Annotated in this window: 16 protein-coding genes; 8 read left to right on the top strand and 8 right to left on the bottom strand. The window is 40.1% G+C overall.

What is annotated here, in order from left to right; translation table 11 throughout:
- Position 1: 1 nt before the first annotated feature.
- The 7 genes from MAE_RS13710 to MAE_RS13680 form a co-directional block, all read right to left on the bottom strand.
- A complete protein-coding gene (locus tag MAE_RS13710; protein ID WP_002760212.1) occupies positions 2-700 on the bottom strand; it encodes a metallophosphoesterase family protein in 699 nt (232 codons plus the stop codon).
- Between the two features lie 21 nt (positions 701-721).
- Positions 722-1,531: a metallophosphoesterase family protein gene (locus MAE_RS13705; protein ID WP_012266120.1), complete on the bottom strand. Its 810-nt coding sequence runs from the start codon at positions 1,529-1,531 to the stop codon at positions 722-724.
- Positions 1,531-2,310, bottom strand: a complete 780-nt coding sequence (locus tag MAE_RS13700) for a hypothetical protein (RefSeq protein WP_041804758.1) — start codon at positions 2,308-2,310, stop codon at positions 1,531-1,533. The genes MAE_RS13705 and MAE_RS13700 overlap by 1 nt, the downstream gene beginning before the upstream one ends.
- A 653-nt stretch (positions 2,311-2,963) precedes the next feature.
- The gene (locus MAE_RS13695; protein ID WP_012264242.1) at positions 2,964-4,055 is read right to left on the bottom strand and encodes an ISAs1-like element ISMae8 family transposase; all 1,092 of its coding nucleotides are present in this window, start codon (positions 4,053-4,055) and stop codon (positions 2,964-2,966) included.
- 177 nt (positions 4,056-4,232) lie between these two features.
- The gene (locus MAE_RS13690) at positions 4,233-5,264 is read right to left on the bottom strand and encodes a CobW family GTP-binding protein (protein ID WP_012266117.1); all 1,032 of its coding nucleotides are present in this window, start codon (positions 5,262-5,264) and stop codon (positions 4,233-4,235) included.
- Positions 5,265-5,377: 113 nt separating this feature from the next.
- Entirely contained in the window at positions 5,378-7,234 is a 1,857-nt protein-coding gene (thrS, locus tag MAE_RS13685; RefSeq protein ID WP_012266116.1) for a threonine--tRNA ligase, read from the bottom strand.
- A 208-nt stretch (positions 7,235-7,442) separates the two neighbouring features.
- Complete coding sequence (locus MAE_RS13680; RefSeq protein ID WP_041804116.1) at positions 7,443-7,997, bottom strand: hypothetical protein; 555 nt, start codon at positions 7,995-7,997, stop codon at positions 7,443-7,445.
- A gap of 58 nt (positions 7,998-8,055) precedes the next feature.
- On the opposite strand from MAE_RS13680, the gene rnc reads away from it, so the two are divergent.
- Positions 8,056-8,736, top strand: a complete 681-nt coding sequence (gene rnc, locus MAE_RS13675; RefSeq protein WP_002797973.1) for a ribonuclease III — start codon at positions 8,056-8,058, stop codon at positions 8,734-8,736.
- Positions 8,737-8,956: 220 nt separating this feature from the next.
- Here the strand turns inward: rnc and MAE_RS13670 are convergent, their stop codons facing one another.
- Positions 8,957-9,736, bottom strand: coding sequence for a Crp/Fnr family transcriptional regulator (locus MAE_RS13670; RefSeq protein ID WP_002797972.1), 780 nt, complete (start codon positions 9,734-9,736; stop codon positions 8,957-8,959).
- 170 nt (positions 9,737-9,906) lie between these two features.
- Here MAE_RS13670 and MAE_RS13665 point away from each other — a divergent pair, with 170 nt between their 5' ends.
- From MAE_RS13665 to MAE_RS13635, 7 genes are all read left to right on the top strand, one after another.
- The gene (locus tag MAE_RS13665) at positions 9,907-10,950 is read left to right on the top strand and encodes a sulfate ABC transporter substrate-binding protein (RefSeq protein WP_002797971.1); all 1,044 of its coding nucleotides are present in this window, start codon (positions 9,907-9,909) and stop codon (positions 10,948-10,950) included.
- Between the two features lie 11 nt (positions 10,951-10,961).
- Positions 10,962-11,303: an NIL domain-containing protein gene (locus MAE_RS13660; protein WP_002768372.1), complete on the top strand. Its 342-nt coding sequence runs from the start codon at positions 10,962-10,964 to the stop codon at positions 11,301-11,303.
- Positions 11,304-11,322: 19 nt separating this feature from the next.
- Positions 11,323-12,165 carry a sulfate ABC transporter permease subunit CysT gene (cysT, locus tag MAE_RS13655; RefSeq protein ID WP_012266114.1) on the top strand — a complete coding sequence of 281 codons (843 nt, stop codon included), beginning with the start codon at positions 11,323-11,325 and terminating at the stop codon, positions 12,163-12,165.
- 41 nt (positions 12,166-12,206) lie between these two features.
- Positions 12,207-13,049: a sulfate ABC transporter permease subunit CysW gene (gene cysW, locus MAE_RS13650; protein WP_002797969.1), complete on the top strand. Its 843-nt coding sequence runs from the start codon at positions 12,207-12,209 to the stop codon at positions 13,047-13,049.
- Between the two features lie 80 nt (positions 13,050-13,129).
- Complete coding sequence (locus MAE_RS13645; protein ID WP_012266113.1) at positions 13,130-14,170, top strand: sulfate/molybdate ABC transporter ATP-binding protein; 1,041 nt, start codon at positions 13,130-13,132, stop codon at positions 14,168-14,170.
- Positions 14,171-14,477: 307 nt separating this feature from the next.
- On the top strand, positions 14,478-15,665 hold the full coding sequence (locus tag MAE_RS13640) for an AAA family ATPase (protein WP_002799500.1): 1,188 nt from the start codon (positions 14,478-14,480) through the stop codon (positions 15,663-15,665).
- A gap of 24 nt (positions 15,666-15,689) precedes the next feature.
- Positions 15,690-16,301 carry a DUF4276 family protein gene (locus tag MAE_RS13635; RefSeq protein WP_002799501.1) on the top strand — a complete coding sequence of 204 codons (612 nt, stop codon included), beginning with the start codon at positions 15,690-15,692 and terminating at the stop codon, positions 16,299-16,301.
- The last annotated feature ends 6 nt before the right edge of the window (positions 16,302-16,307 follow it).

Here is a 16,307-nt window from a genome sequence, read left to right as displayed (position 1 = left end):
ATTAATAAGGTACGGTTCTAAACTCCACGCAATTATTACTAGGATTATAGAGAGTGTAAACTGCTTTATTTAATTCTTTACCAACGCTACCAACCCCAATTAAACGCTTATCTTGAATCGTCAAAGTTTGACTTGGTTGCCGTTTATCTAAAGTAGTAACAGTGCTAGTTAAATTAGCGGACTGTAAAGAATAATCAAAAACTTTTCCCGCACGACCACAAAATAGATTATTAACTCCCACCCGTTGCAGTCGATCTAAAATTTGCCATGGGGGAGTATCGGGGGTTAATTCTTCACTAACACTGACACTACTGCCATGAATTAATAAACAATCCAACTCGACAAAACCAAAATCGAGATTTCGTAACCATTGCACTGTTTCTAAAGAAACTGCGTCCCAGAGTTGTTTAGTGCTGTCAATTCCATGTTTATCGATTAATTCCGTCGGTTCTCCTGTTGCTCCTAAACTGTGTAAAATTAGACATTGTTCTTCCCACCATCCCCGACAAACCTGCGGATATAAGTTATTTTTAGTGGGATAACGTATTTGTTCTACCAGCATTTCACTATCGGGATTAACACCGATAAAATCTCCTAAAATATATAAATTTTCTACAGTAACTGACCGTTGCTGAATATCTTCCAAGACCGCTTGATAGGCTGGTAAATTGCCTTGAATACCGCTTAAAATCGCCCACATAATTTCTTGATTTATCACAAATTAACGTTCGCAAACATGAGTCGGATCATCGGCTTTTTCCGCATATTCTAGACCCTTAGCCAATCGCCAAGCGAAAATAGGAGGTAAACCCGATGCTAAAATAGCCTGACAGGTTTCCTGATAGTTATAGGCCACTTCTCGCAGTTGTACCGCTGCCGTTTCTCGATCGTAAATCACATAGGTGGCATTTGGACGACCGTGACGCGGTTCTCCCACCGATCCCACGTTGATGATACGTTTAACCGGTGTGGTAAATTGCCGCGACTGTTCCCCATCGGGTTGATACACTTTTATTTGCAAGCTTCCCGCGTCGAGAGTGCGAATGTAGGGGATGTGGGTATGTCCACAGAATAAAACCTCTGTATCTACCGATAAAACCCGTTCTAAAGCCGTAAAAGCGTCCATTTCGGCTAAAAGGTACTCATGGTTACTTTGGGGACTACCATGGACAAAACAGAGGTGATCTAGCTTAAAAATTTCGGGCAGTTTTGACAAATAATTACGGTTTTCCGAGGTAATTATTTGATTTGTCCACTCATGAGCTAATCTACCCCGTTTTTCTGCTAAAAGCGACGGATAACTGCACTCACAGGCATTTAATCCCTCAACGATATCCTCATCCCAACACCCTTGTACCGTGGTAATACCCAGTTGACGGATTTTTTCCACCACTTGGTTAGGATGGGGTCCATACCCAACCAAATCCCCTAAACAGTAGATTTCTTGACAACCCTGTTGGCCTAAATCTCGCAAAACAGCATTAAAAGCGGGCATATTGCCATGAATACAGGATAAAACGGCTATTTTCATCAGATTAAATCCATTTCTGGCTCTAAAGATTCTTGAAATTGTTGTTGATAATACAAAAGTGCCTCATCGGACAGACAACAATCACTCAGGGTATCGGCAATTGTCGGTTTATCGAGATTGCGACCGACGATTTCAATCCCACTAAAGCGATTCGGTCTCCCATCGAGATTTAAGGGGAAATTTAAGCTTTGAAAGTCTTTTTCTGGCCATTCATCCATAAATTCCCCATAAATACACTGACCATCGATGATATCGAAGATACTTTTAACCCGCAGCACTTCCCCATAGGCCCCTTGGGTTAATTCTGTCCAAAAGGTAGTTAAACTGGAAAAATCGAGGACTTCTCCCGTTAAAACGGCTCTATAAATCTGTATTTCTCGTTTTTTTAACCATTGATCGCCTTTTATGGTTGTTTTGACGGGACTGAAGACAATTTCATCGACGGGCACTTGTCCTTCGGGGATTTCTGCTTCTGGAGACGTAATCGCTACCCGATGACAATTGAGGGGTTTTAGAAAGCTTTCGAGGGATTGCGTGTCTAAATGCCATGGTACTTCCATATAGATCGTGTTTTCCATGGATAAACTGCTCAAAAGGTCTTCTTCTTCCCTAGAAACACAGGACAACTGGGGAAAGTCACTCTCTAAAGTGAGGCGATCAATGGGAAAAGTTTCCGTCTGGGGACTAAAATATAGACTTGGCTGCGTCTGTTTGGCGATTTGTTCGCGAATCCAGTGGGTTTTTCCCGCTGCTATACCCCCCGTTACCACGATAATCATTTGCTCCTTCTCTACTGTGATAATGATAATCATTCTAGCATAAGTCAGATTGGGGCAAGTAATCTTCCTTAACCAATCCTCTAGACTTAGCCAGGTTATTTTGGGAAAAATTGGCGGTTTCTTGGGATATTAATCATGGTTATGGCTCTTTTCTCTAGGATACCATTGGCTTTGTCCATCGGGTAAATCAACTAAGGTAATTCCCCTCGTTTTTAATTGTTCCCTTAATCGATCGCCGCTTCCGTAAAGTGCAAGGGTTTGCGATAATGAACTTGGAGAACAAAGAGATGTAAAACCATGGGATCGAGGGTTCGTTAAATTTTAAAGTTTTTATCCATAAATTATTCATAAGTAGCTGGTTATAATTAAATTAAAAATGGATTTTAGGTTCGATCCCCCTGCCCCCCTTGATAAGGGTAGGGCTGTTTCATTTAAATTAATTACAGCTGATTTTGAGTCAATAAATTTGAATGAAAATTCTCAAGTTTATCTTTTTCTAATCAAAAGAGTTAGTGACAATAACTAATCTTTAATCCTCTGCCAATATTGATTATGAATAAATTGATAAAGCCTGTTTCCAAGCCACTAAAAGCCTATCTTTCTTGAAATTGTCTGAGAGTACATCCTGTTAATTTAGCTAATTTTTCTGCTTCTTACGTCGATAAAACTATCAGTTTTTCCCAACGTTCAGCTAACCACCTCTGTCCCTCTGTTATTGAGAGAAAACCCAAACCTCTGAAAAGATTCAATCCTATAGTTGTGAGAATTGACCAATTGCTGGCCGCTTGAAAATCACTTATCTCGCTTTTATCTTCCTCAAAAATTACATCTTTTACCCAATGTAACTGATTTTCTATTTTCCAATGTCCTCGAATAATTTTAGCAAATACTTGAGCGGATTCGGTTAGGCTACTGATATAGTAAGCTGTTTCTTCATAGGTTTTATCCCCGCGACTACCCTTTCTTTCTACTTTAATAACTCTTCGCAGATTTTCAAACCCTTGTCTTTCATTTTTTCTCACTTTAAAAACTTCTATTTTTCTTGATATTTTTCGTCCATGACTATTATCTTGTTCAAGAAAGCAACTTTCTGGCTTTGAGGAATTACTCAGGTCTTGTATTCGCTTATAAAGATTTTTCTGATTTCCTTTAACGGTGATAACATAGTCATTTTTACTCTTGGCTATTAAGCTGATTGTTTTTTTCTGACAGTGTAAAGCATCGCCAGTAAAAACTTTATTTTGGAGAGAGCAATCCTCAATTATAGCTTGCCCTTCGTCGATTTCAGACCCTTTTTTGTTTTCGATTCTTTTTAAGTGTAATACTAATCCACTTTCTTGACTAAACAATGAGACAAACATGATAAAATTTTGTTGTTCATTATTAGGATTCTTTAGGGTGTTTTTGAGACTTTTTCCATCCATACCTAGCCAATTTATATCATCTCTTTGTCCATATTCTTCTAATGCCCATTCATTAAACATTTTTAACAAACTCTGCCAGTCAACTCCCATCATTACCCTTCTAATTGTTGAATAGGATGGGACTCTTTCTGGAATTATGTTAAATTCTTTACTGAGCCTGTGCCGATTATTTTTAGCAAACTCTCCTAGTTCTCTATAACCTGAGTATCCTAGCATTGTTCCCAGTATTATTACTACTAATACTATCCATAAAGGGTGTCTTTTTCCTTTATCTTTCCGAAAGTCCTTGACTTGTTTCAGTTTTTCTATTAAGCTCAACATATATTTAAAAGGTTGGCGGTCACTTATCATTTTACCTGATATTGATCGCTTTTACTTTTGATATTCTGATGGGAGAATGAAACAGCCCTACCCTTGATAAGGGGGGTGCCGATCCCCCCTTAGTCCCCCCCTTAATCCCCCCTTAATAAGGGGGGGGTGTCTGAAAACTTTTAACACCTACCTACTTAGTTTGTCCTTTTTAATTTTTTGAGAACTAGCCAAGCATTCGTTTAGTTGTGTCAAGATTTCCTCTTTATTTAAATTTCTGCCGATAAAAACTAACTGATTCTGAGGAGATGTATCCCATTCTACCGCTTGCAGATCGTAACGGAGACCGCTCAATTGAAAAATATGTTTTAAATCGCTTTGTTGAAACCAGAGAATCCCTTTTGCTCGAAAAACATTCATCGGCATTTTTTCCGTGAGAAAAGGTTCAAATTTATCTAGATTAAATGGTTTATTGCTAACAAAAGAGACAAAATTAAAGTCTTCAGGAGATTGATTATCACTGGAGCTTTGGCGATTTTTTTGAAAGTCTCTAAATTGGTTTTTATACAATTCTTCTTTAGTTAAACCTAAATCTAACAATAAACCCAAAGGAACCTGACCATAACTACTTTTTAGGAGTCTTATACCCTCTTTTTCTCGACGAATAAACTTTTCTAAATCATCTAATTTTTTGCCACTGACTCGATCTATTTTATTGAGAATTACCACGTCACCATAACGAATTTGACTAAGGGCAATGTTACTATCAAAATGATCCGCCGTAAAGGTTTCAGAATCCACGAGGGTAATAATAGAATCTAAGCGAGTCAGATATTTTAATTCCGTGGCCAGGAAAGTGAGGATAATTGGCAAAGGATCGGCTAATCCTGTGGTTTCAATGATTAGATAGTCCACGGGTATTTCTTTTTCTAAGACCTGATAGACTGTCTCAATTAAACTATCATTAATTGTACAACAAATACAGCCATTACTCAATTCTACCATATCTTCATCGATGGAAACAAGCAATTGAGAATCAATATTAATATCCCCAAACTCATTGACTAATACGGCAACTTTTAACCCTTCTTTATTGTCAAGAATATGATTTAGTAAGGTGGTTTTTCCACTCCCTAAAAAACCAGTAATGATCGTCACAGGCATTCCCGATTTAGGCAAGCAAGGGAGAGAATCGGAGAGAGGAATTATCAAAGAACTCATGGCAGCTAACCCACTTGTAAGTTAATTAATTGACAGAAAATAGGCTTTTCTCAACCCTGTTAAATTCGCCCTAAAGGGATCGATCTCCACTATTGCTGGTTTATACAAAAGTTTCAGAGATTAGTTTTAGATAGGATCGCTGTTTGCATTTTTCCTAATAAATCTACCAGCGTCATCGAACCTAAATCTCCCCCTTGTCGAGTGCGAACACTTAGAGTTTTACTGCTAACTTCTCGTTTTCCAATCACAGCTAAGACAGGGATTTTTTCTAGTTCTCCTGTACGAATTTGTTTACCTAAACGCTCACCAGTTTTATCGATTTCCACTCGATAACCAGCTTGTTTTAACTGCATTGCCACCCCTAAAGCATAATGCTGCTGTTCATCACTAACGGGTAATAAACGGACTTGAATAGGTGCTAACCAGAGAGGAAAATCTCCCGCATAATTCTCGATTAAAATGCCAAAAAATCTTTCCAAAGAGCCAAAAATAGCTCGATGAATCATAATCGGTCTTTCCCGAGTACCATCCCTAGCGACATATTGCATATCAAAGCGTTCTGGCAAGTTAAAATCGACCTGAATCGTGGAACATTGCCACATTCTACCGATCGCATCTTGAATTTTTATATCAATTTTCGGACCATAAAAAGCCCCACCTCCCTGATCCTCAATATAATCCCACTTTTTAGCATTTAAGGCCTCAATTAGAGCCGCCGTTGCCAATTCCCAAACACTATCACTACCCACGGATTTACTGGGGCGAGTCGATAAATTTATCTGATAATTAGTAAAGCCAAAATCGGAGAGAATTTTCTCGGTTAAGTTCAAAACTCCTAGAATCTCTGCGGCAATTTGTTCTGGTAAACAGAAAATATGAGCATCATCTTGAGTAAATCCTCGCACCCGCATTAATCCGTGTAAAACCCCCGATCGCTCGTAACGATAAACTGTGCCTAATTCTGCCCATCTGAGGGGAAATTCTCGATAGGAATGCAGGTCATTTTGATAGGTTAAAACATGAAAAGGACAATTCATCGGCTTAATTTGATAGCTTTGCTGTTCTAACTCGATCGCCTCAAACATATTGTCGCGATAAAAGTCCCAATGTCCGGAAGTTTTCCACAAATCTAAATTAGCTAGATGGGGAGTATAAAGAAATTGATAACCCGCTTCTAAATGAGCTTGGCGCCAATAATCTTCGATTAAATAACGCATTGTTGCACCCCGGGGATGCCAAAAAACTAAGCCTCCACCTGCATCTTCTTGGATGCTAAATAATTTTAATTGTTGTCCCAATTTGCGATGATCTCGTCGCTGCGCTTCTTCTTTTTGTTGGAGATAATTTTGTAATTCTGCGGGGGTTTGCCAAGCTGTGCCGTAAATTCGCTGTAATTGCGGCTGTTTTTCATCTCCTTGCCAATAAGCACCCGCTACACTCTCCAAGGCGAAAGCATCGGGGTTAATTTCCCCCGTCGAGTTGAGATGCGGTCCCGCGCACAGATCCCACCAAAATTCTTCCGGGGGAGAAACAGCACCATCAATTAACGAGGGTTCTCGATCGCTCCGTCCTGCGTCCGGACTACCGATAAAATAACGGGTAATGGTTTCATCTGGGGGAATTCTCTCTAAAATTGACCGTTTGTAGGGTTGATTAAGGCGCTCGATTTCTGCGGTAATTTCGCTTCTTTCCAGCACTTCTCGGATAATTGGCAGGTTTTTCCCGATAATTCGCCCCATTTCTGCCGCTATTTTCTCCAAATCTTCGGGGGTAAAGGGTGTTGGGCGATCGAAATCGTAGTAGAATCCCGTTTCTGTCCAGGGACCAATAGCGACTTTGGTTTCAGGAAAGAGAGTTTGTACAGCCATCGCTAAGATATGGGCGCAAGTATGGCGTATTTTTACGATTTTTTGCGAATCTTCTTCGATAACGGGGCTTTCTGCTCGGGGGGACTTAATTTGATTGACCATTGCCAGCTACGATGATAATGATTATCATTGTAGCAAAGGAGGGCTGATGTCTAAGAAAAAAATGCGCTCAAATCCTCTAGCGGCAAGCTCAACGATAATTAATTTTTGAGAGTTCAAAAATGAGAAAAATAGGCATAAAATCTCTAAATAGAGAATTTAATTGATTAAAGCTCATTTTTGATTCTCCTGACGACCGAATACTAGCTACCTACTCCTCAACCAAGGGAAGATTTTTGATTTTGACAAGAGGTCTATACTTAATAGAGCCGTAGATTAATAACATTGTCGTTAAAGTCATGGCCATAATTAGGGGAGCGATTTTGGCTAACCAGAAAGCCACGAAGATTATGCCGATTCCGTCAGCGAGTAAGATGGGTAAACGTGGCCCTATGCCATGGTCAATAATTTTTCCCGTGCTTGGCTGCAGTTGAATTTTGGCTAAACAATGAAACCAAATTTGACTGACTAAAACTATTAAAGCTCCCCATCCTATCCAGAGGGCAGCCACATAAAAGCCCGATAATTCCAAAACAATTGTACTAATTGTGACGATAAAAAAGCGATCGAGGCGAGGATCGCTGGTTTTTTGCTGAAATTGGGCAATTTCTCCCAAGTCCACCGCCGCCATGCGTGCCTGTTCCATGCACATCACCAGGGTCCCTAGGGCAAGAATAGCAGCGGATAGGTTTTCCGGTGAGAAGATTTGGGAGATTATGCCTAAACTAGCCGGAAAAAACAGTAAAAAAAGGATCGTTCGTCTCATCTATTCGGGGTGGGGTCGGATTAAGATAAGAAATGCTCTTGACTTGATCATTTCTGTAATGTCTTGTTTGCCTCCTTTTCAAAATGCTCTCCTTCTCACCCAAGCTTTAACCCATCGTTCCTATGTCAATGAACAGTCGGAATTGACGGAAAATAACGAGCGCCTAGAATTTTTGGGCGATGCGATTTTGGCTTTTTTGGTGGGCGAACTGTTGTATCAAAAATATCCCGCCATGAATGAGGCAGAATTAACCCGTTTGCGGTCAAATTTGGTCAAAGAAGAACAATTAGCGCAATTGGGCCTTGAAATCGGCCTGGGGGAGTTAATGCGTTTGGGTAAGGGGGCAATTAAAGATCGGGGGCGATCGAATCCTACCCTATTAGCGGACACTTTTGAAGCGATAATTGGGGCTTATTATCTAGATTCGGGGTTAAATGCGGTTAAAAACTATCTGCACGGGCTTTTTATCCCTGTAGCCTCTCATTTAGTCTCTCAACAATCGGAATCGTCATCTTTTATCGATGCTAAAAATCTCTTTCAACAGTGGGCCCTGGCCAATTTTGCCTCTAATCCAGAATATGCGATCATTGATGTGACAGGACCCCCCCACGCTAGGGAATTTACTGCCGAAGTGCGGGTTAATAATCTTCTCTACGGTACAGGTAAGGGTAAACGAAAACAGGATGCCACCAAAGCGGCTGCCGAAGATGCCTTAAAGCGCTGTCAATTGCAAGGGTAAATAGGGTTTGCGGCAAAAAGTTTTGCGTGGGGGCAGGGTGTGGGGTGTGGGGTGTAGGGTGTAGGGTTTTACCGATTTTGAGGAGGTCAATTACCTAATTTTCGGGGAAAAAGTGCCTAAATTTCCCCCCCGATCACTCCAATGGCTGGTACTTTTTGATGGGAAAAAAGTCTAAAATTTTTATCCAACAAAGTTTTTAGATTTATTCAGCAAATTCCACTTATCTTAGGGGCCACCAATTAACTTTATCCCGGGTGGCACTGTACACTTCTTTTAAACCCTCGGCATCTAGTACCCGAATTAAATCCCCCGTCGATTCTGAGGCAATTAATCCCACGGTTTGCAATCCTTTTAATACCTGTTCGACGGTGCGTTGATTGAGTTGACAAGCGCGAGCAATCACATCGACGGATAAATCAAAAGTATAGATATTTTCGGCATCTGGTTGACTGCCTAATTCTCTTTCTTGATAGATTAAAGCTCTGAGTAAAGTGGCTACAGCTTGGGGTGGATAGCTACTGCAATTAAGCAAATGATACTCGAATTTTTGCTGTAATTCAAATAACAAACAGTACCGTTGACGAAAACTTTGGTTATCGTTGTAAATCTTTTCTAGCGCCGATAAGGGAATTTTCAGGACGTGGGTAGTTTTATAGGATTCCACCAAACAGGGAAAGGCGCGACTGGCTAAACCATAACTAAAGGGTAAACTCCTCATGCCAAAACAGCCACCGGGGTAGCTAATGGCAATAATCCGGTCGAGGGGAGTGCTGCGGACGACGATTACACCCTCATCCAAAATCACATACAAAACATCTAGAAATTCATCGGGGAGAAAAGCCGTATAGACGGGACGATTGGAAAATAGCGTCTCTAGCTTGAGATTGTCGGCATCGAGATACTGACTTAACCAAGCTTCCTCTAGTCCGCGAAAGAGAAAACTCTGGTTAATCAGTTGTTGTAGGAGGGTTGTTTTTTTGGCCTTGACGCTCTTGCCCATAGTCTCAAACCTAGATGTAGCACTGATTCCATCTTCTCACAGTTTCCCTTGTTATCACCTTATTCCCAATTTGTTTTATAAATGTATTGAAATTTTGTTTCCTGTGCTGTAGGATTAAACTACGCCTAAAAACAGATACAACCTTAGAGTAAATCTTAGGAGCGCCGCCGATGCAGTCATCCCAGTCTTGTTTATCCCTACTAATGGCAACTGTCCTGACGGGGGGGATGCTGGTATCCTGCACCCCATCCCCCACCAATAGCGGCAATGACAGCCAAAAACCCGTGACTGTGACGCTTGTTTCCTATGCTGTCACCCAAAGTGCCTACGAAAAAATCATTCCCAAATTTGTCGAGGAATGGCAACAAAAAACGGGGCAAAAGGTAACTTTTGAACAGAGTTATGGTGGTTCCGGTTCCCAAACTCGTGCCGTTATCGATGGTTTAGAAGCGGATGTGGTAGCGTTGGCTTTAGCTTTGGATACCAAGAAAATTGAGCAAGCGGGATTAATTCAACCCGGTTGGGAAAAAGAAGCAACCAATGACTCTATTGTTCATAAATCTGTAGTGGCTTTTGTTCCTCGTGATGCCAATATTAAAATTAATAAATGGTCAGATTTAGCCAAGGATAATATTAAAGTTATTACCGCTAATCCCAAGACTTCTGGCGGAGCGCGCTGGAATTTTCTCGCTCTTTGGGGTTCGGTGACGCAAGCGGGAGGCAGTGAACAAGCGGCGCAAACTTTTGTCGAAAAAGTGTTTAAAAATGCGCCAGTTTTACCTAGAGATGCTCGCGAATCTAGTGATGTATTTTTTAAACAAGGCCAGGGAAATGTGCTGATTAATTACGAAAATGAGATGATTCTCGCTAACCAAAAAGGCGAGAAGTTGTCCTACACTGTTCCCACCGATTACAATATTTCTATTGATAATCCCGTGGCGGTTGTTGATGCCAATGTGGATAAAAAAGGTACGAGAAAAGTGGCCGAGGCTTTTGTGCAGTTTTTATTTACTCCCGCAGCCCAAAGAGAATTTGCTCAGGTGGGGTTTCGTCCCGTTGAACCGACGGTATTTAAAGAGTTTGAGAGTAAATTTCCTCAGATAAAAAATCTCTTTACCGTGCAGGATTTAGGCGGTTGGGATAAAGTACAAAAGCAATTCTTTGATGATGGAGCCTTGTTCGATAAAATTCTGACTAAAGCTGGTAAATCCTAAGGAGAAAAACCATGGATAATCAACCTCAATGGCAAACTATTAATCATCCCCAAAGTGACTTACATCTCGATCAATCAGGACTCGATCGCCCCACGTCCCGAAGAATAAAAATTCGGATTCCTAAACAATATATTAACGAGCCAATTATAGCACGTTTAGGGTCTTTTCCTGGTCTAAAAGTGAATATATTTTCCGCTTTGTTAGCGGCAAATAATAATCAAGATGGCTGGTTCGATCTACAACTACAAGGCAACTCCCAAGGGATAGAAAATGCCCTTTCCTATCTGGCAGATTTAGATGTAGAAGTTTGGTATGATTCAGCACAAGTTCTTGAAGAAGCGGACAATTGGTAATCTCTAGCAATAATAAACAATGGCTAACCCACAATTATCTTTATCTCCCAGTCAACCCCTGAAAAAAGTTTCTATTCCTTGGGTAATTACCATTAGTTATCTAGTGGTTTTGTTGGTTTTACCGGCAGCGGCACTATTTGCTAAATCCCTAACCCTTGGTTTTGCTGAATTTTGGCGTGTTGCCACTTTACCGATTTCTTTATCCGCTTACCAAGTCACTTTTTTTACTTCCTTAATCGCCGGATTAATTGACGGAGTTTTTGGCACTATTATCGCTTGGGTATTAGTGCGGTATCGATTCCCGGGTAAAAAAATTGTCGATGCTTGTGTAGATTTGCCCTTTGCTTTACCCACTTCTGTTGCCGGTTTAGTCCTAGCCACAGTTTACAGTGATAACGGTTGGCTCGGTCAATTTTTTGCCCCCTTTGGCATTAAGATATCCTTTACCATTTTAGGGGTTTTTGTGGCGATGTTATTTATCGCTTTACCCTTTATTGTCCGCACCCTACAGCCGGTTTTACAGGAAATGGAAAAAGAAGTAGAAGAAGCGGCTTTATCCCTCGGTGCTTCCTCTTGGCAAATCTTTTGGCGAGTGATTTTTCCCACGATACTACCCGCTATTTTAACAGGAGTTGCCCTCGGTTTTGCCAGAGCGATCGGTGAATATGGTTCCGTAGTTATTATCTCATCTAATATTCCCTTTAAGGATTTAATTGCCCCAGTTTTAATCTTCCAAAGACTAGAGGAATATGATTACACAGGTGCGACAGTAATCGGCATGGTTTTATTACTGGTTTCTTTGTTCATGTTAGTAGTAATTAATTTCCTGCAGCAATGGGGGCAAAAATACAAAGTTAAGTAAAGAGTAAAAAATATTAGAGTATGACTGGAGACAGATCAAAAATGCTGAGTCTAAAAAAATCAACTAAACCGAAAGAGTGGGATTACAAACCCCTACTAATTATCATCGCCCTTGTTTATCTGGCACTGTTATTATTTATTCCAGCAGCGGCAGTATTTTACTATGCTTTTCGCAATGGATTCCAAGCTTTTTTAGAAGCGGCGGGAACTTCTGACTTTATCGAAGCTGTGAAATTAACAGTAATTATTGCCCTAATTACTGTACCTTTAAACACAATTTTTGGACTTTGTGCAGCTTGGGTAATTGCTCGCAATCAATTTCGTGGCAAAACTTTATTAATTAGTTTAATTGACTTACCTTTTGCCGTTTCTCCCGTGGTAGCGGGTTTAATGATTGTACTGCTCTATGGGCGCAATGGTTGGTTAGGTTCTTTCCTAGAATTTTTCGATATAAAAATACTTTTTGCTTTACCCGGAATGGTATTAGCAACTATATTTGTTACTATGCCTTTTGTCGCTAGAGAAGTTATCCCAGTCTTAGAAGAAATTGGCTTAGAACAAGAGGAAGCGGGGCGCACTTTAGGGGCAAGTGATTGGCAGATTTTCTGGCGCATAACTTTACCCAATATTCGTTGGGGATTGATGTACGGAGTGCTGTTAACTAATGCCCGGGCGATGGGAGAATTTGGGGCGGTTTCTGTGGTTTCTGGCAGTATTTTAGGGAGAACTGCTACCCTGCCAATTTTCGTAGAACAGGCCTATAAAAATTATCTAACTCCTGCCGCTTTTAGTGCGGCGGCTATTCTCGCCTTACTAGCGGGAGTTACTTTAATTATTAAAGAAATTCTCGAACGTAAAACCGCCCACAAAATTCACACTACCTAACTACAAAAAACCTAAAAATATGAGCGGGCGTTGGGTTTCATGCTTCAACCCAACCTACGTTCTACAAAAAACCTAAAAATATGAGTATTACCATCCAGCAAGTTTCTAAACGTTTCGGCAATTTTCAGGCTTTAGATAATATCAGTTTAACCATTCCTGAAGGTAAATTAGTCGCCCTCCTCGGACCATCGGGATCGGGAAAATCCACCTTATTACGTTCAATTGCCGGATTAGAAACTCCCGACAGTGGCGCGATTATCATTAACGGACAAGATACCACCCATGTGGATCCTAGACGGAGAAATATCGGCTTTGTTTTTCAACATTATGCCCTATTTAAACATTTAACTGTCCGTCAAAATATTGCTTTTGGTCTAGAAATTCGCCAGCAAAAATCCCCAGTAATTAAGAAAAAAGTTGAGGAATTATTAGAATTAATTCAATTACAAGGATTAGGCGATCGCTATCCCGCCCAATTATCGGGAGGACAACGGCAGCGAGTAGCTTTAGCCCGCGCTTTAGCTATTCAACCGAATGTATTATTATTAGATGAACCCTTTGGAGCTTTAGATGCAAAAGTCAGAAAAGAATTAAGGGTATGGCTGAGAAATTTACATAAAGAAGTTCACGTTACCAGTGTTTTTGTTACCCACGATCAAGAGGAAGCAATGGAAGTAGCCGATACGATTGTCGTGATGAATCATGGTAAAATTGAACAGGTGGGTTCTCCCGCCGAAATTTACGATCATCCAGCCACAGCTTTTGTGATGCAATTTATTGGGGAAGTGAATATCTTACCCAGTTTAGCAGGATTAGGAAATGGACATCATCAGGGTCATAATTCCACCGTTTTTATCCGTCCCCACGACCTGGAAATTATGCCCGAACAAGATGGTTTGAATAGTTGGGCAGTGGTAAAAAGAGTTATTCATTTAGGCTGGGAAATACAAGTAGAATTAATGTTAGCCGATGGGGAAATGGTGGTGGCTTATCTCAATCGTGAGGAATACAAGCAATTACAGTTACAACCAGAACAAACGGTACATTTAAAACCGAGAAAAGCGACTTTACTCACTGATTTTGACAATAAAAGTGAGAAAGTTATCGATTACTCAATTTAAAAACTCTAGGTTTATTAAAGAGTTTTTCATAAAGATGAAGTATAACTGGATTATGCCATAGTTCCCTACTGTTAACATCAAAGGCATCTATAAAATAAACCTTAAAGCCAAGTCAAGGCCGATTCTGGTCTTGACAAAGCAGATGATGGGGAAACTCAGGAAAGAGAAATGGGTGTATCTGATCACCGATTGGATTTGGTATTATAAGTAGAGATTACTAAAAATTGACCAGTTTTTTCGGGGAACTGGCGAAATTAACAGCTAATCTGGGACAAGACGAGCTAAAAGCAGCAGAGAGCAACAATCAATGTCTAAAAACTCTATACCTCGAATCGAAAATCTGCGCGTGCAAAATTACCGAGCTTTACAGGACTTAGAATTAAAAAGCATTACTCCTTTAACCGTTTTTCTCGGTCCTAATGGGAGCGGAAAATCTACCATATTTGATGTCTTTGCTTTCCTCTCTGAATGTTTTACTGTTGGTTTAAAAAAAGCTTGGGACAGACGGGGAAGATTTAAAGAATTAAGAACCAGAGGACAAGAAGGTTACATCATTATCGAATTAAAATATCGAGAAAAATTGGCATCACCTTTAATTACCTATCATTTGGCTATTAATGAAGCTAACAATCGCCCTTATGTTGCCGAAGAATGGTTACAGTGGAGACAAGGAGCGAAGGGCAAACCTTATCGCTTTTTAGACTTTAAAGAAGGGGGAGGAATAGTGGTTAGTGGAGAAAATCCCAAACCAAAAGATAAACGAATTTCTGAACGATTAGACTCCCCGGAATTTTTAGCTGTTAGTACCCTCGGACAATTGGCCAAACATCCCCGGGTTAGTGCTTTGCGTCGTTTTATCACAAGTTGGTATCTTTCCTACTTAACCGCAGATAATACTCGCACTCAACCAGAAGCAGGAGCGCAAGAAAGATTATCGCCAACTGGTGACAATTTACCTAATGTTATTCAATATTTAAAAGAAGATCATCCTCAACGATTAGAATCTATTTTACAAACCCTTTCTCGTCGAATTCCCAGATTAGAAAAAGTAGAAGCATCTATTATGCCGAATGGACAGCTTTTACTTCAAATTAAAGACGCACCTTTTCAAGAGCCAATTCTTGCCAAATTTGCCTCCGATGGCACTTTAAAAATGTTGGCTTATTTAACTATATTATATGATCCAAGCCCTCCGCAATTACTGGGAATAGAAGAACCAGAAAATCATCTTCATCCCCGTTTATTACCTGAATTAGCAGAAGAATGTCGGGCAGCGACCGCAAGTACACAATTAATGGTAACAACTCATTCTCCCTTTTTTGTAGATGGTTTGAAACCAGAGGAGGTTTGGGTACTTTATCGAGATGAAAATGGTTTTACTCAAGCTAAACGTACTTCAGCAATGCAAGGAGTTAAGGAATTTATTCAAAATGGTGCTTTGTTGGGTCAATTATGGATGGAGGACTATTTTGATGTGGGTAATCCTAGCATTTAAGTTTAATAGCAAAGGAGGGAAAAAGTGCATCTTGAATTTTTAGTTGAAGAATTTTCTACCCAAGAATGTTTAAATCAAATTTTACCTAAAATATTATTTGAGAATGTCACCTATAAAATTCATGCCTTTCGAGGTAAATCCGATTTAATCAAAAAACTACCGGAGCGATTAAAAGGCTATCAATGCTGGATACCCGATGATTATCGAATCATTATTCTTGTAGATAGAGACAATGAAGATTGTCAAATGCTCAAAGAAAAGTTAGAAAATATTGCCCAACAAACAGGACTGATCACCAAAACGATTAGTGAAGATAAAAAAACATTTCAGGTGTTAAATAGAATTGCTATAGAAGAACTAGAAGCTTGGTTTTTTGGTGATATTCAGGCTATAGTCTCAGCCTATCCCAAAGTTTCTACTAATGTGGGACAGCAAGCAAAATACAGAAAACCCGATGAAATTACGGGGGGAACTTGGGAAAACTTAGAAAAGATACTTCAAAAAGCTGGGTATCATCGAGGAGGTTTAGAAAAAGTGAAAGCAGCCCGAGAAATTTCTCAATTTATGACTCCTGCTCATAATTGTTCTCCTAGTTTTCAGATTTTTTATCAAGGTTTATTGGCGATGATTAGCTAAGGATAT

This window comes from Microcystis aeruginosa NIES-843 (genome assembly GCF_000010625.1).
GTDB lineage: Bacteria > Cyanobacteriota > Cyanobacteriia > Cyanobacteriales > Microcystaceae > Microcystis > Microcystis aeruginosa.
This window is presented reverse-complemented; position numbering and strand designations above follow the sequence as displayed.

What these genes read in the sequence shown, in the direction of transcription:
- MAE_RS13710 (WP_002760212.1), bottom strand. Translation starts at nt 700, where the DNA reads ATGTGGGCGATTTTAAGCGGTATTCAAGGCAATTTACCAGCCTATCAA.
- MAE_RS13705 (WP_012266120.1), bottom strand. Translation starts at nt 1,531, where the DNA reads ATGAAAATAGCCGTTTTATCCTGTATTCATGGCAATATGCCCGCTTTT.
- MAE_RS13700 (WP_041804758.1), bottom strand. Translation starts at nt 2,310, where the DNA reads ATGATTATCGTGGTAACGGGGGGTATAGCAGCGGGAAAAACCCACTGG.
- MAE_RS13695 (WP_012264242.1), bottom strand. Translation starts at nt 4,055, where the DNA reads ATGTTGAGCTTAATAGAAAAACTGAAACAAGTCAAGGACTTTCGGAAA.
- MAE_RS13690 (WP_012266117.1), bottom strand. Translation starts at nt 5,264, where the DNA reads ATGAGTTCTTTGATAATTCCTCTCTCCGATTCTCTCCCTTGCTTGCCT.
- thrS (WP_012266116.1), bottom strand. Translation starts at nt 7,234, where the DNA reads ATGGTCAATCAAATTAAGTCCCCCCGAGCAGAAAGCCCCGTTATCGAA.
- MAE_RS13680 (WP_041804116.1), bottom strand. Translation starts at nt 7,997, where the DNA reads ATGAGACGAACGATCCTTTTTTTACTGTTTTTTCCGGCTAGTTTAGGC.
- rnc (WP_002797973.1), top strand. Translation starts at nt 8,056, where the DNA reads ATGTCTTGTTTGCCTCCTTTTCAAAATGCTCTCCTTCTCACCCAAGCT.
- MAE_RS13670 (WP_002797972.1), bottom strand. Translation starts at nt 9,736, where the DNA reads ATGGGCAAGAGCGTCAAGGCCAAAAAAACAACCCTCCTACAACAACTG.
- MAE_RS13665 (WP_002797971.1), top strand. Translation starts at nt 9,907, where the DNA reads ATGCAGTCATCCCAGTCTTGTTTATCCCTACTAATGGCAACTGTCCTG.
- MAE_RS13660 (WP_002768372.1), top strand. Translation starts at nt 10,962, where the DNA reads ATGGATAATCAACCTCAATGGCAAACTATTAATCATCCCCAAAGTGAC.
- cysT (WP_012266114.1), top strand. Translation starts at nt 11,323, where the DNA reads ATGGCTAACCCACAATTATCTTTATCTCCCAGTCAACCCCTGAAAAAA.
- cysW (WP_002797969.1), top strand. Translation starts at nt 12,207, where the DNA reads ATGCTGAGTCTAAAAAAATCAACTAAACCGAAAGAGTGGGATTACAAA.
- MAE_RS13645 (WP_012266113.1), top strand. Translation starts at nt 13,130, where the DNA reads ATGAGTATTACCATCCAGCAAGTTTCTAAACGTTTCGGCAATTTTCAG.
- MAE_RS13640 (WP_002799500.1), top strand. Translation starts at nt 14,478, where the DNA reads ATGTCTAAAAACTCTATACCTCGAATCGAAAATCTGCGCGTGCAAAAT.